Source organism: Paenibacillus peoriae (assembly GCF_022531965.1).
GTDB classification, from domain to species: Bacteria; Bacillota; Bacilli; order Paenibacillales; family Paenibacillaceae; genus Paenibacillus; species Paenibacillus polymyxa_D.
This window is the reverse complement of sequence record NZ_CP092831.1, coordinates 5,287,658-5,306,313: the sequence shown is the minus strand read 5'-3', so window position 1 is coordinate 5,306,313 and position 18,656 is coordinate 5,287,658. Positions and strand designations below refer to the sequence as shown.

At 47.0% G+C, this 18,656-nt stretch carries 20 protein-coding genes; all 20 read left to right on the top strand.

All coding sequences use genetic code 11. The features are described 5' to 3' along the window. Complete coding sequence (locus tag MLD56_RS23425) at nt 1-1,266, top strand: ABC transporter substrate-binding protein (RefSeq protein ID WP_029518512.1); 1,266 nt, start codon at nt 1-3, stop codon at nt 1,264-1,266. 356 nt (nt 1,267-1,622) lie between these two features. Next, nucleotides 1,623-2,252, top strand: coding sequence for a uracil phosphoribosyltransferase (gene upp / locus MLD56_RS23420; RefSeq protein ID WP_013312332.1), 630 nt, complete (start codon nt 1,623-1,625; stop codon nt 2,250-2,252). A gap of 109 nt (nt 2,253-2,361) precedes the next feature. After that, nucleotides 2,362-3,531 carry a non-hydrolyzing UDP-N-acetylglucosamine 2-epimerase gene (gene wecB, locus MLD56_RS23415; RefSeq protein ID WP_029518511.1) on the top strand — a complete coding sequence of 390 codons (1,170 nt, stop codon included), beginning with the start codon at nt 2,362-2,364 and terminating at the stop codon, nt 3,529-3,531. A gap of 171 nt (nt 3,532-3,702) precedes the next feature. Continuing rightward, nucleotides 3,703-3,957, top strand: a complete 255-nt coding sequence (locus tag MLD56_RS23410) for an AtpZ/AtpI family protein (protein ID WP_029518510.1) — start codon at nt 3,703-3,705, stop codon at nt 3,955-3,957. Next, nucleotides 3,950-4,330 carry an ATP synthase subunit I gene (locus tag MLD56_RS23405; protein ID WP_029518509.1) on the top strand — a complete coding sequence of 127 codons (381 nt, stop codon included), beginning with the start codon at nt 3,950-3,952 and terminating at the stop codon, nt 4,328-4,330. The genes MLD56_RS23410 and MLD56_RS23405 overlap by 8 nt, the downstream gene beginning before the upstream one ends. Before the next feature lie 29 nt (nt 4,331-4,359). Beyond that, on the top strand, nt 4,360-5,184 hold the full coding sequence (gene atpB / locus MLD56_RS23400; protein ID WP_029518508.1) for a F0F1 ATP synthase subunit A: 825 nt from the start codon (nt 4,360-4,362) through the stop codon (nt 5,182-5,184). Between the two features lie 105 nt (nt 5,185-5,289). After that, nucleotides 5,290-5,514 (top strand): F0F1 ATP synthase subunit C, encoded by a 225-nt coding sequence (gene atpE, locus MLD56_RS23395; protein ID WP_007432750.1) that lies wholly within the window; start codon nt 5,290-5,292, stop codon nt 5,512-5,514. 109 nt (nt 5,515-5,623) lie between these two features. Beyond that, complete coding sequence (gene atpF, locus MLD56_RS23390; RefSeq protein WP_023990709.1) at nt 5,624-6,112, top strand: F0F1 ATP synthase subunit B; 489 nt, start codon at nt 5,624-5,626, stop codon at nt 6,110-6,112. Beyond that, entirely contained in the window at nt 6,109-6,654 is a 546-nt protein-coding gene (locus MLD56_RS23385) for a F0F1 ATP synthase subunit delta (RefSeq protein ID WP_029518507.1), read from the top strand. Before atpF ends, MLD56_RS23385 begins: the two co-directional genes overlap by 4 nt. 19 nt (nt 6,655-6,673) lie before the next feature. Continuing rightward, the gene (gene atpA, locus MLD56_RS23380; RefSeq protein ID WP_029518506.1) at nt 6,674-8,188 is read left to right on the top strand and encodes a F0F1 ATP synthase subunit alpha; all 1,515 of its coding nucleotides are present in this window, start codon (nt 6,674-6,676) and stop codon (nt 8,186-8,188) included. Nucleotides 8,189-8,363: 175 nt separating this feature from the next. Further along, nucleotides 8,364-9,230, top strand: a complete 867-nt coding sequence (gene atpG, locus MLD56_RS23375) for an ATP synthase F1 subunit gamma (RefSeq protein WP_023990707.1) — start codon at nt 8,364-8,366, stop codon at nt 9,228-9,230. Between the two features lie 121 nt (nt 9,231-9,351). After that, nucleotides 9,352-10,752 (top strand): F0F1 ATP synthase subunit beta, encoded by a 1,401-nt coding sequence (atpD, locus tag MLD56_RS23370; protein WP_029518505.1) that lies wholly within the window; start codon nt 9,352-9,354, stop codon nt 10,750-10,752. A 70-nt stretch (nt 10,753-10,822) separates the two neighbouring features. Further along, nucleotides 10,823-11,236 carry a F0F1 ATP synthase subunit epsilon gene (locus tag MLD56_RS23365; RefSeq protein ID WP_013312322.1) on the top strand — a complete coding sequence of 138 codons (414 nt, stop codon included), beginning with the start codon at nt 10,823-10,825 and terminating at the stop codon, nt 11,234-11,236. A gap of 346 nt (nt 11,237-11,582) precedes the next feature. Beyond that, entirely contained in the window at nt 11,583-11,834 is a 252-nt protein-coding gene (locus tag MLD56_RS23360; protein WP_013373430.1) for a DUF1146 family protein, read from the top strand. A gap of 323 nt (nt 11,835-12,157) precedes the next feature. Further along, nucleotides 12,158-13,513 (top strand): UDP-N-acetylglucosamine 1-carboxyvinyltransferase, encoded by a 1,356-nt coding sequence (gene murA, locus MLD56_RS23355; RefSeq protein ID WP_029518503.1) that lies wholly within the window; start codon nt 12,158-12,160, stop codon nt 13,511-13,513. A gap of 227 nt (nt 13,514-13,740) precedes the next feature. Further along, entirely contained in the window at nt 13,741-15,168 is a 1,428-nt protein-coding gene (gene spoIID, locus MLD56_RS23350) for a stage II sporulation protein D (RefSeq protein ID WP_241113436.1), read from the top strand. Nucleotides 15,169-15,238: 70 nt separating this feature from the next. Beyond that, nucleotides 15,239-15,979 (top strand): M23 family metallopeptidase, encoded by a 741-nt coding sequence (locus MLD56_RS23345; RefSeq protein ID WP_029514614.1) that lies wholly within the window; start codon nt 15,239-15,241, stop codon nt 15,977-15,979. Between the two features lie 201 nt (nt 15,980-16,180). Further along, the gene (gene spoIIID / locus MLD56_RS23340) at nt 16,181-16,468 is read left to right on the top strand and encodes a sporulation transcriptional regulator SpoIIID (protein ID WP_007432737.1); all 288 of its coding nucleotides are present in this window, start codon (nt 16,181-16,183) and stop codon (nt 16,466-16,468) included. Nucleotides 16,469-16,639: 171 nt separating this feature from the next. Beyond that, the gene (locus MLD56_RS23335) at nt 16,640-17,638 is read left to right on the top strand and encodes a rod shape-determining protein (RefSeq protein ID WP_023990703.1); all 999 of its coding nucleotides are present in this window, start codon (nt 16,640-16,642) and stop codon (nt 17,636-17,638) included. A 120-nt stretch (nt 17,639-17,758) separates the two neighbouring features. Beyond that, nucleotides 17,759-18,643, top strand: coding sequence for a flagellar hook-basal body protein (locus tag MLD56_RS23330; RefSeq protein ID WP_029514613.1), 885 nt, complete (start codon nt 17,759-17,761; stop codon nt 18,641-18,643). Nucleotides 18,644-18,656 lie beyond the last annotated feature (13 nt).

Sequence of the window (18,656 nt, the reverse complement as noted above, 5' to 3'; positions counted from 1 at the left end):
ATGAAAAAAACAGCGTTACTTGTCATCTCCTTGATGGTGCTGCTCGCATGTACACTTGCAGGTTGTGGAAATACGAAGGCTCAACAGAGTGAGACGAAAACGATACACATTTATCAATTCAAAGTAGAGATTTCGGAACCGCTAAATAAGCTGAAGGCAGAATATGAAAAAACGCACCCTGGCATCAAGTTGGATATCCAATCTGTCGGTGGTGGTACGGACTACGGTGCTTCGTTGAAGGCTAAATTCGCATCAGGCGATCAGCCGGACATTTTCACAAATGAGGGCTACCAGGACCGCGATACGTGGTTGGAGTACTTGGAGGATTTGTCGGATCAGCCATGGGTAAAGGATCTGGACGATTTCGCTCGTAAGCCGATGACGGTTAACGGTAAGATTTATGGACAGCCTATGAACCTAGAAGGATTTGGTTTTGTTTATAACAAGGATTTGTTCAAAAAAGCGGGCATAACCAAACTACCTCAGACGATAGATGAACTGGAGGAAGCAGCCAAGCGACTGAAAGCGGCAGGGATTATACCTTTTGCTAACGGGTATGCGGAATGGTGGGTTCTGGGGAACCATTTTATCAATATTCCGTTTGCCAGACAGCCGAACCCGGAAAGTTATGTTGAGGATTTAAACAAAGGAACGGCTCGCATCCCCGGTAACCCGGTGTTCGATCAGTGGGTGAAGTTGCTTGACCTGACTATAAAATATGGGAACCGCAATCCGCTCACGACGGATTACAATACACAAGTGACGCTGTTTTCAACAGGTAAGGCTGCTATGATGCACCAGGGGAACTGGACGCAACCGCAAATAGATGGAATTAATCCTAACTTGAATTTGGGTATTCTGCCTGCGCCTATAGACAATGATCCCTCCACAGGAGGTAGACTCGCTGTGGGAGTGGCATCGAACTGGGTGGTCAATAAAAATTCGCCTGTGAAGCAGGAGGCAAAAGAATTTCTCAATTGGTTGGTCACATCAGAAACAGGCAAGCATTATATCACCAAGGAGTTTAAGTTTGTTCCCGCCTTCAAAAGTATTACGTCCAGCGACGAGACGACAGGCGATCTAGGTGCAGAAATATCTCGGCATGTGAGGGAAGGCAAGATATGGAGTTGGAACTTCCAACGCTTTCCGAAGGGGCTGAATCAGGATTTAAGCAGCAGTATGCAAGCCTATATTGCAGGGGTTATCACAAAGGATGAAATGCTTCAGCAATTTCAGGGGGCATGGGACAATTTGAAGTATAGATAAAAGAATACCTCTGCATGAGGAGGCAAAGGCTATAGCTCGGGCAGGAAGTATAAAGCCTTCAGGCTTTGGCGGTCAAGGGCCGTCAGAGCCTTTTTGTTGTGTTTTTATGTGATAAAAGTCACACGTAAAGCGGTCCTATTCATTATTTTACATGTCATATCTTTCCCTTGACAAAAGGTTACGGTGGCAGGTGTTAAATCAATCAAGGGAATGTTATAATAAACAGGATTTACAGGCACGCATTGCATCTGTGCTTATTTGGTTTGTACAAATAGGTTACATAGATCCTTTCGACTCAGGATAGTTCGATATGCTGGTGCGAAAGAACGTGACGATAATACCGGAGGGAATATATTATGGCGAAACTGGTGGTTTGTGATCACCCTTTGATCCAACACAAACTTACATTTATCCGCGATGTGCGGACCAACACCAAGGATTTCCGCGAGCTGGTGGATGAAGTAGCAACATTGATGGCTTATGAAATTACACGGGATATCCCGCTGGAAAGCATTACGGTGCAGACACCGGTTGCTGAGACAGAAGGTAAAGTGATTTCCGGACGTATGCTGGGTCTTATTCCGATTCTGCGTGCAGGCTTGGGTATGCTGGATGGCGTAGTAAAACTGCTGCCTGCAGCAAAGGTGGGCCATGTGGGACTGTTCCGCGATCCTGAGACGCTGCAACCCGTAGAATACTATACGAAGCTGCCTACAGATGTAACTGAGCGCGAATTGATCGTGATTGATCCGATGCTTGCAACGGGTGGCTCTGCAATTGCGGCGATTGATGTGTTGAAAAAGAGAGGCTGCACTCAAATTAAAATGATGAATCTGATTGCTGCTCCTGAAGGAGTCAAAGCTGTGCAGGATGCACATCCTGATGTAGACATCTATGTCGCTGCACTGGACGAGCGTCTGGATGATCATGGATATATCATTCCGGGTCTTGGTGACGCGGGAGACCGCTTGTACGGAACCAAGTAGACTGCCTTTGGCAGTTCGGCAAAATCTATGGACGTTATACAGGTCCTTATTTTAAATAATGGAAGATCTGTGAAGCGGACATTTATTATGAAAAGGGGTTCAACAGAAAATGTCCAAAATCAAAGTGATGACAATTTTTGGTGTGCGTCCGGAAGCGATTAAGATGGCTCCTCTTATTTTGGAGCTTCAGCGCCACCCGGAGCATATCGAGTCCGTGGTATGCGTTACGGCTCAACATCGCCAGATGCTTGATCAGGTTCTGGAAGTTTTCAATATTCACCCTGATTATGATCTGGACGTAATGAAGGATCGCCAGACACTGAATGAAATCTCCATGCGGGTACTTCAAGGTCTGGAACCTGTATTGCGTGAGGCCAAGCCCGATATCGTGTTGGTTCACGGTGATACACTGACGACTTTCCTCGCCAGCTATGCAGCCTTTATGCAGCAGATTGAAGTAGGGCATGTGGAAGCGGGTTTGCGGACGTGGAACAAGCTTTCTCCATATCCTGAAGAAATGAACCGTCAGCTCACAGGCGTGCTGTCTGATCTGCATTTCTCGCCTACTTCTTTATCGGCTGGAAATTTGCGGAAGGAAAACAAGCCTGAATCGCGAATATATGTTACAGGCAATACAGTAACTGACGTATTTCAGTATACGGTTCGCCAGGATTACGAGCACCCTGTACTGGAGTGGGCTCAGGGCAAACGCCTGATTCTTATGACAGCACATCGCCGGGAATCCCAAGGGGAACCGCATCGTCAGATTTTTAATGCGGTTAAGCGAATTGCGGATGAGTTTGAGGATATCGCTATTGTTTATCCGGTTCATCCGAGTCCGGCTGTGAAGGAACCTGCATTTGAGATTTTAGGCAACCATCCGCGTATTAAGCTGATTGATCCGCTGGATGTCGTGGATCTGCACAATTTTTACCCACATACACATCTAATCCTTACGGATTCCGGTGGGCTTCAGGAAGAAGCGCCTTCGTTCGGAGTACCTGTCCTGGTGCTGCGTGATACGACTGAAAGACCGGAAGGAATTGAAGCGGGCACCTTGGAACTGGTGGGTACGAACGAAGAGAACGTGTACAATCGGACCAAGGCACTTTTGACAGATTCCGCGTTGTACGATTCTATGAGTCAGGCAGCGAATCCTTACGGCGATGGAAAAGCATCAGTAAGAATTGTCAATGCGATTTTGCACCATTATGGCGTTCAATCCGAACGTCCTGAAGAATTTCACACAATGTTCACAAAAGGTGTTCGTCCGATATAATTATTCTTTACAAGGCAAGCATACAGTTAAACTGTACGGTTACCAAGGGATACAGCAATTTAAGATGCTTTGTCGTTTGATTTTATACTTTAGGGCGCTAAAATATCTCAATTGACAAAGCATCTTATATTTAAGTAAAATGGACTGGAATTGCAGGGGTGACATGGAAAAGTGGTCAAACCTTCCAAGCAAAACAACAACCGAAATAACACCGGAAATGCCTTCAAGGCAATTGGATTGGTGAGCGCGATCGGCATTGATTTGGCGATATGCACACTGGGTGGTTTCTATGCCGGAAATTGGCTCGATGCCAAACTTGGTGGCTCCGGAATTTGGATTGGCGTAAGCGTTCTCGCAGGCTTGGTTGTAGGCGCATTAAGTATTGCCCTTGTGATCGGAAAGGTATTGAGGGATAACCATGAATGAGATGACCCGTATGCAAAAAATGTTATGGATCGTAGCGCTTGGTATTATGGCTCTGTGTTTCCTGGTCTCCGCCTTCATGCCCCAACATCGTGACATTGCTCACGGAATCATTCTGGGAACGGGAGTAAGCTGTCTAAATGTGCTGTATATGGCCTACAAAATTCGACAGGTTGCGAGTGCGGCCGCCGGTGAAAGAAAGAAGAGAGTGTATGGTATTGGCTTTGGCTTTCGATTAGGGACCTCAATTTTGGCAGTGGTGCTGGCGATAGAATTTCCGGCCTACTTCCATGAGATCGCTGTAATGGCAAGCCTGGTGACTGGGCAATTTCTTCTGTTAATTATAGGCATCATATTCGCGCTTCAGGAAAAATGATAGCTCAACTGAGAAAGGGGTGAGAAAACATGTTGCATGAATCACCGATTATCCAATTGGGCGGGTTTAACATTGACTTGTCCGTCATTATTATGCTTATTGTGACCTGCACGATTGTATTTGGACTGGCATTTGCTGCAACGCGCAATTTGTCTGTGGACAATCCAAGCAAGCTGCAAAATTTTATGGAATGGGTCGTCGAATTCGTTCAAGGACTGATTACCAGCACAATGGATTTGAAAAAAGGGAAGCCATTCCTCTCTTTGGGGATGACGCTGATCATGTTCATCTTCGTGGGAAATATGCTGGGATTACCGTTCGGGATTGTGACCGAATTCGATAATGTGCAAAGTGCCCAAGTATTTGGACATGAAATCATTCCGGTCAAAGAAGCATTAGAACAAGCACAGGCGTCTCACCCGGGAGAAGCTGCCCATGTAGGCATCAGCTGGTGGAAATCACCTACCGCAGATGCAGGGGTATCCATTGGACTGGCTTTGATGATCTTTGTCCTGGTTCATTTCCTGGGGATTTTCCGTAATACCAAAGCTTACTTCAAGCATTACGTTCAGCCATTTCCATTCTTTTTGCCAATTAACTTGATTGAGCAGTTCTCAAAACTGTTGACACATGGTATGCGTCTATTCGGTAATATTTTTGCCGGCGAAGTTTTGATCAGTGTTCTGCTGAAAATGACAGCACTTGGTGTGGGAGGTATGGTTGCTTCCGTATTGGGACTCGTGGTCTGGCAAGGATTCAGTATTTTTGTCGGCAGTATCCAAGCGTTCGTCTTCACGATTCTGACGTTTGTATATATTTCACAGTCTATTGACACGCATGAAGAAGAGCATTAGACAAGCTCGTTTTCTGGTTTTAAGTTAAGTTCAGGAGTACGCTTCGCTCTTAACTGCAAATACATGTAACACACAAATACACATCACTAAGGAGGATTTTTTAAAATGGGAGTTTGGGCATATATCGCAGCTGCAATCGCAGTAGGTTTGGGCGCTTTGGGCGCTGGTATTGGTAACGGTCTGATCGTAAGTAAAACAGTTGAAGGTATCGCTCGTCAGCCTGAAGCAAAAGCAACGTTGCAAACGGTAATGTTTATCGGTGTAGGTCTGGTCGAAGCCCTGCCAATCATCGGGGTCGTTCTGGCATTCATTTTCTACGCAGGTGCTTAATTGAATGGAAGCAAGGTTTGGCGGGGAAGGCACAGCCATCCGCGCCTTCTTTGTTCGTTTGAACATGAAAGATCCAGAACCGACGTTCACCGGAAAGGAGTGACTTCAATTGAGTTTAAATTGGACAAGTATCGTTTTCACAATCATTGCATTTTTGATCTTGTACTGGTTACTGACGCGTTATGCATTCGGACCTCTCTTTTCCGTTATGGAGAAGCGGCGTCAGCTTGTATTACAGCAAATGAATGAAGCGGCACAGACGCGTGAACAGGCTGCTGCTTATGTTGAGGAGCAAAAGCAGGCTCTCCAGCAGGCACGTAAGGAAGCGTACGACATTATTGAGCAGTCAAAACAAACAGGTAACAAACAAGCGGAGCAAATTATTGTTCAGGCTAAAGACGAAGCTGTCCGCCTGAAAGACGAAGCTGTTCGTGAAATCACAAGCGAGCGTAATAAGGCGGTTGCCGAACTGCGCAGCGAAGTGGGTAAAGCTTCGGTACAAATTGCTTCCAAACTGATTCAAAAGGAAATCAAGGAAGACCAAGTCCAGGGAGAGCTTGTCGACCAATACCTTAAAGAGGTAGGAGGCAAAGCATGAGCCGGGATACGGTAGTAGCCAAACGGTATGCGAAAGCTTTGTTTGAAGTGGCAGAGCAGGAACAGACCATTATGGAAACCGAGCAGGAGCTACGTGCTTTTGTAGAGGCTGTATCGGGGGATGCTGAAATCCGTAAATTCATTAATTCTCCTAACATTACGGAAGCGGTCAAGCTTCAAGTTCTGGCTAACAGTTTTGAAGGCAAGTTGTCTGCCTCGCTAATTAACACGATCAAACTGTTGATTCAGCGTAGTAGAGCAGATTTGTTTGAATCTCTCCTTGCCGGATACCTCGATATTCAGGAATACAAGCTGGGACTTGCTCATGCAAAGGTGTATTCGACTTATGCTTTAAGTGATCAGGAAAAAACAGCGGTAGCCGAGGAATTCGGAGCCCGTGAACATAAAACAATCCGTGTGGAAAATATAGTGGACCCGAGTCTGCTGGGCGGATTAAAAGTGGTTATCGGCGATACATTGTACGACGGCAGTCTGGCCGGCAAGCTGGATCGTCTCGAGAAATCCTTTAACAGACGAGTATAGAAGATAGGGGTGAACACACTTGAGTATCAAACCTGAGGAAATCAGTTCATTGATTAAAAGTCAGATTGAACAATATAAAAATGATATCGAGGTCGTTGAAGTCGGCACTGTTGTTGAAGTCGGCGACGGTATTGCCCGCGTCTACGGACTGGAAAAAGTTATGGCCGGTGAATTGGTTGAATTCGACACTGGCGTATTGGGCTTGGCGCTCAACGTGGAAGAAAGCAATGTCGGTGTTGTTATTTTGGGTCAATTCTCCGACATTCGTGAAGGTGGTCAAGTAAAACGTACAGGCCAGATCATGCAGGTCCCTGTAGGGGAAGCAATGATTGGACGTGTAGTTAACCCATTGGGGCAACCAGTAGACGGTAAAGGACCGATTGCTACAACAGAATTCCGTCCGGTTGAAAGTCAGGCTCCAGGCGTTATGGCCCGTAAATCGGTACATGAGCCTATGCAGACGGGGATTAAAGCTATTGATGCGATGGTTCCAATTGGTCGTGGTCAACGTGAGTTGATCATCGGTGACCGTCAAACAGGTAAAACATCTATCGCAATCGATGCAATTTTGAACCAAAAAGGTAACGGCATGAAATGTATTTATGTCGCTATTGGTCAAAAACAATCCACGGTAGCTCAAGTTGTTGAAACATTGCGTCGTCACGGTGCGCTGGAATATACGATTGTCGTTACGGCATCAGCTTCCGAGCCATCACCATTGCTGTACATTGCTCCTTACTCTGGCTGCGCTATGGGTGAGTATTTCATGTACAAAGGCGAGCATGTCCTTGTTGTTTATGATGACTTGACTAAACAAGCGTCAGCTTACCGGGAATTGTCCCTGTTGCTGCGTCGTCCACCGGGCCGTGAAGCATATCCGGGTGACGTTTTCTATCTTCACTCTCGCTTGCTGGAACGTGCAGCGAAGCTGAATGATGAGTTGGGCGGCGGATCACTTACCGCATTGCCGTTCATCGAGACACAGGCTTCCGACGTTTCTGCATATATTCCAACCAACGTTATCTCCATCACAGATGGACAGATCTTCCTGGAAGCTGACTTGTTCTATGCAGGACAACGTCCGGCGATCAACGTAGGTATTTCCGTATCTCGTGTAGGTGGTTCAGCTCAGATTAAAGCAATGAAAAAGGTAGCAGGTTCCCTGCGTCTGGATCTTGCTCAATATCGTGAGCTTCAAGCGTTCTCCCAATTCGGTTCCGACTTGGATAAATCCACAAAAGCCCGTCTGGATCGCGGCGCACGCATGATGGAAATTCTGAAACAGGGTGTTAACCAACCGCTTGCTGTAGAGCAACAAGTAGTGAGCTTGTATACTGCTGTAAAAGGCTTCCTTGATGATATCCCTGTAGCGGATGTAAAACGTTTTGAAAAAGACTTCCTGTCTTTCATGGTGTCTGACCATCAGGACGTGCTTCAATCTATCCGCGACACGAAAGACTTGGTGGCTGATAACGAAACGGCTTTGAAGGCAGCTATCGAGAAATTCAAAAAATCATTCGCCACGTCGGTATAATACATTGGAATTTGCCTGTTTATGATGAAAGATGTTCTAAGGAAGCGTGCCCTCCGGGTTTTGGCTTCCTTGGCATGTTTTACCCTCAATAACAGGCCCTTTAACATATGCCCGGCTGGATTTGAATCTTACGAAGTTAGCTTTGGCTTTGCCAAAGCTTGAAGGTGGTGAAATCATGGCAAAAGGTATGCGCGAGATTAAACGTCAGATTAAAAGTGTGCAGAGTACGAAGCAGATCACGAAAGCGATGGAAATGGTCGCTGCATCCAAGCTGAGAAAAGCTCAGGAGAAAGCGGAGTCGGCTCGTCCTTACTCGGAAAAGCTTAAGGAAGTTGTGAGTAGCATTGCTTCTGGAGCGAATAACATCAAGCATCCAATGCTGGAAACGCGTCCGGTTAAAAAGACTGCTTATCTCATCATTACATCTGATCGTGGTCTGGCTGGTGGTTATAACGCCAATATTTTACGACAGGTTACGCAGACGATTTCTGAACGTCACCGTTCACAGGATGAATTTGTGATTTTCATCATTGGGCGAAAAGGACGGGATTATTTTAGACGTCGTGAATTTCCTATCGCTGAATCGGTAACAGATCTGTCGGATACACCTGCTTTTGCAGATATCAAAACGATTGCAAGCAAGGCTGTACAAGGCTTTGAACTTAAAGAATTTGATGAGCTTTATCTATGCTATAACCGCTTTGTCAACGCATTGACTCAAATTCCAACAGTTGACCGTCTGTTACCAATGGCGACACCGGATTCAGCTACAGCTTCATCCTCAATTAACTATGAGTATGAGCCTTCACCAGAAGGAGTGCTGGAAGTATTGCTGCCACGTTACGCGGAAACGCTCATTTACGGCGCTTTGCTGGATGGTAAAGCTAGTGAACTGGGAGCGAAGATGACGGCAATGGGATCTGCTACGAAGAATGCTTCCAAGTTAATTGGTGAGCTTTCCTTGACCTATAACCGTGCTCGTCAAGCGGCTATTACCCAGGAAATTACGGAAATCGTTGCAGGAGCAAGTGCTCAGTCTTAATCAGGCTTATAGCGACTGTTTTATAGCAGAGTCTACACTATTATGATAAATTGCGGGCGCAAAACAAATCAGAGTGGTTCGGATTTGCGGCTGTGCAAGCTTGTAGGAGGGAAACCAAAAGATGAACAAAGGACGCGTAGTGAGCATCATGGGTCCGGTTGTCGACGTTGAGTTTGAACGTGGACAACTTCCGGAAATCCTGAATGCCATTCATATTGGGACTGTGCTGGAGAGCGGAGTCAAAATTGACCTGACGCTCGAAGCTTCAAAACATCTAGGTGACAACCGTGTGCGTTGTATTGCCATGTCTTCCACAGATGGTTTGGTTCGTGGAGCTGAAGCCATAGATCTGGGAGCACCTATTTCAGTACCTGTCGGCGAAGCAACTCTTGGACGCGTATTTAACGTACTTGGAACGCCAATTGATAATGGTGCTGATATGAGTGAAACGGCTAGAAACCCAATTCACCGTCAAGCTCCTTCTTTCGATGAGCTGACAACTCAAGCAGAGATGCTCGAAACGGGTATTAAAGTTATCGACTTGCTGGCTCCTTATGCCAAAGGTGGTAAAGTCGGATTGTTTGGTGGTGCTGGTGTAGGTAAAACCGTAACCATTCAAGAATTGATTAACAATATCGCTCAGGAGCATGGTGGTATTTCTGTATTTGCGGGTGTAGGTGAACGCACACGTGAAGGAAATGACTTGTACCATGAAATGAGAGATTCCGGCGTTATCAACAAAACAGCGATGGTGTTCGGACAAATGAACGAGCCTCCGGGTGCACGTTTGCGTGTAGCTCTCACAGGTCTGACGATGGCGGAATACTTCCGTGACCAAGAAGGCCGTGACGTGTTGCTCTTTATTGATAACATTTTCCGCTTTACCCAAGCGGGTTCTGAGGTTTCTGCCCTGTTGGGACGTATGCCTTCAGCAGTAGGTTACCAGCCTACGCTGGCTACTGAGATGGGTCAATTGCAAGAACGGATTACTTCTACTAAAAAAGGTTCCGTTACTTCCATTCAGGCGATCTACGTGCCTGCGGATGACTACACTGACCCTGCTCCTGCTACAACGTTTGCCCATTTGGATGCTACAACGAATCTGGAACGTAAAATTTCCGAAATGGGTATTTACCCGGCGGTTGATCCACTTGCATCAAGCTCCCGGATTTTGGCTCCAGACGTTGTGGGTGAAGAGCATTACAATGTAGCGCAAGGGGTAAAACAAATTTTGGCCCGCTACAATGAGCTTCAGGATATCATTGCCATCCTGGGTATGGATGAGCTGAGTGAAGAAGATAAAATGTTGGTAGCACGTGCACGTAAAATCCAGCGTTTCCTTTCTCAACCTTTCCACGTTGCCGAAACATTTAACGGCTTCCCGGGTAAATATGTGCCGGTTAAAGAAACTGTACGAAGCTTCAAAGAAATTTTGGAAGGCAAGTATGACCACCTTCCAGAAGCGGCCTTCCTTTTTGTAGGAGCCATCGAAGAAGCAGTTGAAAAAGCTAAAACGCTGTAAACATACAGGCAAAGATTAGCCGAGCCTTACGAAGTGAGCTGTCTGCGGACAGCTTCCAGGAGGGATTCAAGTGAGCACGTATTTACTAGAGATTGTGACGCCGGAGCGCCTGGTCTATACAGAACAGGTAAACAGCATCAGTGTTCGCGGCTCGGAAGGCGATCTTGGGATTTTGCCCGGACACCTTCCCTTGGTCACTCCCTTGAAGATTGCACCGATACGCATTAAAATCGGTGGTCAAACTGAAGTGATCGCGGTCAATGGGGGCTTTCTTGAAGTCCGCAAGGATAAAGTGGTCATTTTGGCTGAGAGTGCGGAACGTTCCGAAGAAATTGATGTGGAGCGTGCCCGTGCGGCAAGGGAGCGGGCAGAACTGCGGCTCCAGAGCAAGCAGGAACAGATAGATCATCATCGGGCGGAAGTAGCTCTGCAACGGGCGCTTAACCGTCTAAATGCTACAAGCATCAGAACCAATAAGAATTAATATTGGAGTTTAAGTGGAATTTTAAAAGGGTTCGGCATAGTATACGGATGGAACGACAAGGAGACCAATTCATAACTTCTGCCAGAAAATGTCCGGTAGAGGGTGAGGAGGAACCTTGCTTCCTTCGATCACTGTGATCGGACTCTTTTTTAGCTGTTATTACCAAATGTACAGTCCTATTTCTTGCCTGGCTGCTAGGTATTTAGTACCTTTTAAATTCACGAAACAGAAGTGATTAATCACATTTTGTCGAAATAAATGTCCTAAAAACAGAAATAGCACTGGCATATTAGGCGTTCGCCGAGTATTATAAAGAAGTCTGTGACGCAGATGGGGGGAATTAAGGTTGAACGGGAAACAGCAATTGGCAGAACAGCTAAGTCAATCGGCGAGTATGACCGCGCTGATCTCTATGATCGTATCGCTCATTTGTATAGCATTAGCTTGGTGGGCTTTACAGAGCTTAAAGCTGGATTTGTTAATCCGACAACCGAAAGGACCGCAGGGCAGATTGCTGCACTTGTTTCTTGCTATTATTTTGGGACAGTTGGTTTCGGGGTTCCTGTTGAGCTACATCTCTTGGAGCCAGATGCTCTAGAATTTGTTTTAACATGAAGTAGGCGGGTTATATGACCTTATGACTGTGTCTCTGCGGGAATTGTCGAATAACATCGCGTCATATTGTTAACAATGGTAAACAAAAGAACCATGCATGTATAGCTGGCTGAATCAGTTAGAGTACAATGGTCGTCAAGTACAAAAAACGCTTGTATACTTGTTTTAATCAGTGGTATGATGGCAGTTAGGGTATTAGTAAAATCTTGTTTTTTTATGTAATGAAAAAGCAAGGCATGAAAATAGCGGAATATGTTCTTTTTTTCCAGAATGGAAAAGAGAAATGACGCGCGGAGGGAACCATAGATGAGCAAATTTATCGTCCGCGGTGGCAACAGATTGACCGGGAGTGTCAAAGTCAGCGGAGCCAAAAACTCAGTTCTGCCGATCATCGCCGCTTCTCTGCTAGGAGAAGAAGGAGAAAGTGTTATTATTGATGCACCTCCTCTAGACGATGTGATGACCATTAACAAAGTGCTGGAGTCCTTAGGAGCAGGCGTTACATACCAAGATGAGGTCATTCGTGTTGACGCGCGGAAGATAATTTCCTGTGAAGCCCCTTACGAGTGGGTTAGGAAAATGCGCGCTTCATTCTTGGTTATGGGACCGCTGCTTACACGTTTGGGACGCACAAGAATCTCGCTTCCAGGCGGATGCGCAATCGGAACGCGACCCATTGATCAGCATTTGAAGGGTTTTGAGGCATTGGGCGCGGAAATTAGCCTGGGCCAAGGTTTTATTGAAGCTAAAAGTAACGGGCGTCTGCGTGGAGCTAAAGTTTATTTGGATGTAGCCAGCGTAGGGGCAACCGAGAATATTATGATGGCCGCTACTCTTGCTGAGGGCGTAACTACCATCGAGAATGCTGCTAAGGAACCTGAGATTGTTGATCTCGCAAATTTCCTGAATGGAATGGGTGCCAAAGTACGCGGTGCGGGCACGGGCGTTATTCGTATTGAAGGCGTTGAGAAGCTGCATGGTGTAAAACATACCGTCATTCCCGACCGGGTAGAAGCAGGTACTTATATGGTTGCTGCTGCGATCACAGGCGGGAACGTATATGTAGAAGGCGCAATATCCGATCATTTGGGTCCGGTTATTTCCAAGATGGAAGAAATGGGTGTAACCATTCAACCTGATGAGAACGGAATTCGTGTCATTGCAGATAAGCCGTTAAAAGCCGTTGATGTTAAAACGTTGCCTTATCCAGGTTTTCCTACCGATATGCAGTCACAGATGATGGCACTTCAGCTTGCCGCTGAAGGAACGAGCATTATTACGGAAACCGTGTTTGAAAATCGTTTCATGCATGTGGATGAATTTCATCTCATGAATGCGGAGATTAAGGTCGAAGGCCGTTCTGCCATTGTAACGGGTAATGCTAAGCTGACAGGTGCGAAAGTAACCTCTACAGATTTGCGTGCAGGTGCTGCGTTGATTCTGACCGGACTCATTGCAGAAGGTACAACGGAGGTATCCGGCGTACATCACATCGATCGTGGTTACGTTCATTTGGCTGAGAAGCTGACCGGATTGGGAGCGGACATTTACAGAGTGACCGTGGAAGAGTCCAAACTGGATCATTCACCCAGTACAGAGCGCGTAATGCCGGAAGAGGCGTCTGGGAATCTGTTTAAGAAGATTCAGCCTTCCCTCGCCTAAGCTTTAACGCATGTAGCTTCATGTTGCATACGTATATTCTTAAACAACGAAGAACCAAGTCCGAAAGGACTGGTTCTTTTTATTGTTTATAGCCAGTCTTTTTCATTCTTTCAGTTCTCTTAAAATGGTTCTATCAAAGTGGACGACTTCATATGATTGAAAATATCTGCTGGAGTATATCTATACTTCCAGCCGGACACTTAGCCCTTTGATGGAGGTTTCAGCCTATGAAAGATTCACAGGTTCGCATCCGTATACCCATTCATCATCCTAAGGAACATCGCCAGGCTTTATTTGCGGAGGAAGACACTGGCTCTATAGCTACCTTGTTACAGAAAAATAAGCTTATGCAACAGCAGCCGGACGCAAGAGGTACATTGCCGACTGGCGTCAAGCCCAATCGGGGTACAACAGCCGTGCCTTCCGCTGTGAACTCTGTTGATACGGCTCTGCCTATCGCTGGAGTAGCGGCCCATGACACACGCGCTGCAAGCCCGCTGCCGCACCTGCGTCCTTCCGCCGGGCGTGCCCCACGCTGGGGCAGCCGCCGCCCATGGCTGCCATTCGCCGCCATGGCAGGGGTGCTGGTGCTTGCCATGGCTGTGCCCGCGCTAATGGCGTGGCCTCGCCAGACGGCGCAGCCGGTGCCGCCAAGCAGCCGCACGGCAGTACCGGCTGCGCCTAGCGTGACGGCAAAGGGTGAGACGCCCGTCACGCGCTTACCGGGCGTCCCGCCGATGCCAGCGGTGCCCGCTGCGCCAACGCGTAGCGTACCGGTGGCGGCAGAGCCAGACGTGCGTGTGTATGTCACGTCCACCGGTCGCACGGAGACGTTACCGCTGGAGCAATACATTGTCGGCGTAGTAGCTGCCGAAATGCCGCCCAGCTTTGAGGGGGAGGCACTGAAAGCGCAGGCCATAGCCGCGCGTACCTTCATTGCCCGGCGCTTGCTGGCTGATGACACTAGCGGTGCCCCTGCGGGAGCAGATGTGACGGATACTGTTAAACATCAGGCTTATATCTCCAAAGCTAAACTTACTAGAGAATGGGGGCATTCTGGTAAATCCGCAGAGCTGGCTAAAATTCAGCAGGCCGTACGAGACACCAAGGATACGATCATGGTATATGAAGGCAAGCCCATTACGGCATCTTTTTTTTCTACTAGCAATGGCTACACCGAAAATTCAGAGGATGTGTGGGCGAAGGCAGTGCCCTATTTACGAAGCGTATCAAGTCCATGGGACAAGCAGTTGGCCCCGCGTTATTCAGAAACCGTCACACTGAGTCGTCAAAGCGTGTTCGATAGATTGGGGTTAAGTCGTACTGCAATTGCCGCCTCTACTGGAGGAGGAAGTATGCCAGAGATTCGTATACTCTCCAAGACAGAAGGACATCGCATCAAGAAGATTGAAGTTGGTGGCTCAATCTTTACGGGACCGGAGATCCGTAACAAACTGGGGTTGCGTTCGGCTGAGTTTACGTGGAAGGCTGAAGGGGACCGGATTGCTATAACAACCTATGGTTATGGTCATGGTGTTGGTATGAGTCAGTGGGGAGCCAATGGAATGGCCAAAGAAGGTCATACTGCCACTCAAATACTCCTTCACTATTATACTGGCATTTCTTTTGCGCAAGCCTCTCGTATTCTAAGTTAGTAAATATTTCAAAACTTTGAAGTATAAAAGAGTTGCACCCGGTAACACTGGTTACTGAGGTGATGAGCAAATGAATGAACAAAATAAAAACCAGAACCAAAACCATGAAGAGACACCCAAAACCTTTCAGGGTGGAAGAGCTTCGCGGCCGTCTTCGTGGAAAAAGCTGTTGTCCAAAAGGTGGGCATACCCGGCAGCCTACATTGCCGCAGCAGCCATTATACTAACTTTAGTGTGGGTCTATCAGGATGCCAGCCAGAAGTCTTTCAAACCTGACCCAGCTAGTCCATCGGTACAGAGCACAAGTGCAGTGAATACCGATGTTAACGGACAACAGCCAGAAAGCGTGGAAGTCGTTGCCCAGTCGGAAAATATCGCATGGCCAGTGGCAGATGCTGGCGCAGTACAGGTCGTAAAGCCGTTCTTTGATGAGAATGCGACCGCTGATGAGCAGGCGGCAGCTATGGTAGAGTACGATAAAACATTTACCGCTAACACTGGGATTGATCTTTCCCGGACTGACGATCAGGCGTTTGAAGTAAGAGCCGCCCTGAGTGGCAAAGTATCTCGTGTGGAACAACATCCGCTGGTAGGTAATGTCGTAGAAATTACGCATGATAATAATCTCAAAACGGTGTACCAAAGCTTGAGTGATCTGAAAGTAAAAGAAGGCGATCAAGTGAAACAAAACGATGTGATTGCTTCAGCGGGTCGTAACGAGCTTGAAAAGGATTTGAAAACACATTTGCATTTTGAAGTGTATCAGGATGACAAGCCTGTGAATCCAGCAGGTCTGCTTCCTAAAAAATAAATCTGGTCATGGCTTTGCATGCAAAGCGGGGAATCCATATTCCCTGCTTTTTTCTTGTGTAGTTTTTGTGCATAAGGTAAACATAAGCTGCTTTTGCCAAATAAATAGGCCTTCCGAAGCATGTCTTCCCGCCAAACCGCGAATATATAGGCACGCTCCTCATATAATGTACCAAACTATCCACAGTAGGGAGGCGGGAGCGTGCACGATTACATCAAGGAACGGACCATCAAAATCGGTCGCTGTATCGTGGAAACAAGGAATACGGTCCGTACGATTGCCAAGGAATTTGGTGTCTCCAAGAGCACGGTGCATAAAGATCTGACCGAACGGCTGCCTGAAATCAACCCGGATCTTGCCGATCAGGTGAAGCACATTCTTGAATACCATAAATCCATCCGCCATCTGCGGGGGGGAGAAGCCACGAAAATTAAGTACAAAAAAACGAGTGGCAAACGAAGGGAAATTCTCGTTTCCGGCAAGTCCTAAAAATATATAGTGAATTGGCTGGCAAAGCCATTGAATCAACCCCCTGAAGTATGATATGTTAAAAGATGGTACAAGACGAAAAATGACATGTAACCGTAGGTTTATACATATATTTGCCGCTTCTTGTCGAATCTTAGCTTTTTAAAATATCACTTTGGGGGCCTTTTTAATATGTTCAGTAATGATATCGGTATCGACCTCGGTACGGCCAACGTGCTTATCCACGTCAAAGGGAAGGGGGTTGTTCTTGACGAACCTTCCGTTGTCGCGATAGAAAGCGATACAAAAAGAGTCCTGGCTGTCGGAGAGGAAGCGCGCCGTATGGTGGGACGTACTCCTGGTAATATCATAGCCATCCGTCCATTACGTGATGGTGTCATCGCCGATTTTGAAGTAACAGAAGCGATGTTAAAATATTTTATCAATCGGGTGGGGGGAAAAAGCTGGTACAGCCACCCTCGTATTCTAATTTGTGCGCCAACGAACATTACCTCAGTGGAGCAAAAAGCGATTCGTGAAGCGGCGGAACGTAGCGGGGCCAAGGAAGTATTTTTGGAGGAAGAGCCAAAAGCGGCTGCCATCGGGGCAGGAATGGATATTTTTGAGCCTAGCGGCAACATGGTAGTGGATATTGGTGGCGGAACGACTGACGTTGCAGTCCTCTCTATGGGGGATGTCGTAACAGCTTCTTCCATTAAAATGGCAGGGGACAAATTTGATACAGCCATCATGAAATATGTAAAAACGAAGTACAAGCTTCTGATCGGAGAACGTACGGCTGAAGATATCAAGATTGCTATCGGAACTGTGCATCCGAGTGGACGTCGTGCAGAGATGGACATCCGTGGACGGGATATGGTATCCGGATTGCCCAAAACGTTAAGTATATCTGCAGATGAAGTGCAGGATGCACTTAGAGATCCTGTGTCAGCGATTGTTGCTGCGGCCAAGTTTGTATTGGAGCAGACCCCACCGGAACTGTCAGCTGATATTATTGACCGTGGTGTTATTTTGACTGGTGGCGGTGCCTTGCTTAGCGGATTGGACGAGCTACTTGCTGAAGAACTGCGCGTTCCCGTACTGGTTGCCGAAGATCCGATGCATTGTGTTGTTAAAGGTACAGGAATTATGCTGGATAATTTGGATCATGTGGTTAAGAAAAAGTTCTAATCTGCCGATAGTGACTATAAGAGACTCGGTGCGGTCAGGCAGGTTGCCTAGCATTTTGGCCTTCGTGCCTCCGCGCGAGCATATGATTTTAGCAGAGTATAGGATTGGGGTGCACGTTACATGTTGAGAGGTTTATATACTGCGGCCGCCGGATTGATGACACAACAACGACGCCATGACACCGTGACGCAAAATATTGCTAATATGAATACGACGGGATACAAACAGGAGAACAGTGTTCAGCGTTCTTTCCCCGAAATGCTTATATCCATGACGGGTGGTAACCCTGATAACCCGGACCGTACGGTCGGCAAGCTCAATACTGGCGTTTTTGCTGAGGAAAGCCTCTCCCCTTACATTCAGGGAGCATTAAAGGACAGTGGACAAGCGACGGATTTTGCGATACAGTCCAATATTAATGTGAACGACCCAGCTACTGGTCAACCTATGGCTTTTGATCAGGCGGGAAAATTCATCAATGCTAACGGTGAAGTCACCTACCGTCCAGAAGCGTTTTTTTCGGTGCGGGACAGTAATGGGAATGTTCGTTATACACGTGATGGGCATTTTCAAGTAAATGGAGCGGGAGCATTGCTTTCATCGACTGGCTCAGCGGTGCTGGATACGAATGGAAACCCAATTCAATTGACCGGGGCTGTCTCAGAGCTTAAAGTAAATGAGCGGGGCGAATTGGTAGATAGCCAGTCCAACCAGACATTGGGGACGACGCTCGGTATTAGTGTCATTGATCGTCCGTACCAGCTCGTTCGTGAGGGTAATGGGAATTTCCGTCTGAATGATACTGATGGTGCTGCAGCTAGGATGATGACCGCTAATGATGCTGTATCCGTTCGTCAAGGTTACCTGGAGGTATCTAATGTAGATGCTTCACAGTCAATGGTGGATATGATGGCTGCGTTAAGAGCGTACGAAGCGAATCAGAAGGTAATTCAATTTTATGATAAAAGCTTGGACAAGGCCGTTAATGAAGTAGGCCGTGTATAACAGGGGGTAAGTG

Excerpts from the sequence above, each read along its gene's own strand:
- murA (WP_029518503.1), top strand. The coding sequence starts at position 12,158 with ATGAGCAAATTTATCGTCCGCGGTGGCAACAGATTGACCGGGAGTGTC.
- MLD56_RS23335 (WP_023990703.1), top strand. The coding sequence starts at position 16,640 with ATGTTCAGTAATGATATCGGTATCGACCTCGGTACGGCCAACGTGCTT.
- upp (WP_013312332.1), top strand. The coding sequence starts at position 1,623 with ATGGCGAAACTGGTGGTTTGTGATCACCCTTTGATCCAACACAAACTT.
- atpG (WP_023990707.1), top strand. The coding sequence starts at position 8,364 with ATGGCAAAAGGTATGCGCGAGATTAAACGTCAGATTAAAAGTGTGCAG.
- spoIID (WP_241113436.1), top strand. The coding sequence starts at position 13,741 with ATGAAAGATTCACAGGTTCGCATCCGTATACCCATTCATCATCCTAAG.
- atpD (WP_029518505.1), top strand. The coding sequence starts at position 9,352 with ATGAACAAAGGACGCGTAGTGAGCATCATGGGTCCGGTTGTCGACGTT.
- atpB (WP_029518508.1), top strand. The coding sequence starts at position 4,360 with ATGTTGCATGAATCACCGATTATCCAATTGGGCGGGTTTAACATTGAC.
- atpE (WP_007432750.1), top strand. The coding sequence starts at position 5,290 with ATGGGAGTTTGGGCATATATCGCAGCTGCAATCGCAGTAGGTTTGGGC.
- MLD56_RS23425 (WP_029518512.1), top strand. The coding sequence starts at position 1 with ATGAAAAAAACAGCGTTACTTGTCATCTCCTTGATGGTGCTGCTCGCA.
- wecB (WP_029518511.1), top strand. The coding sequence starts at position 2,362 with ATGTCCAAAATCAAAGTGATGACAATTTTTGGTGTGCGTCCGGAAGCG.
- MLD56_RS23385 (WP_029518507.1), top strand. The coding sequence starts at position 6,109 with ATGAGCCGGGATACGGTAGTAGCCAAACGGTATGCGAAAGCTTTGTTT.
- MLD56_RS23330 (WP_029514613.1), top strand. The coding sequence starts at position 17,759 with ATGTTGAGAGGTTTATATACTGCGGCCGCCGGATTGATGACACAACAA.
- MLD56_RS23345 (WP_029514614.1), top strand. The coding sequence starts at position 15,239 with ATGAATGAACAAAATAAAAACCAGAACCAAAACCATGAAGAGACACCC.
- MLD56_RS23405 (WP_029518509.1), top strand. The coding sequence starts at position 3,950 with ATGAATGAGATGACCCGTATGCAAAAAATGTTATGGATCGTAGCGCTT.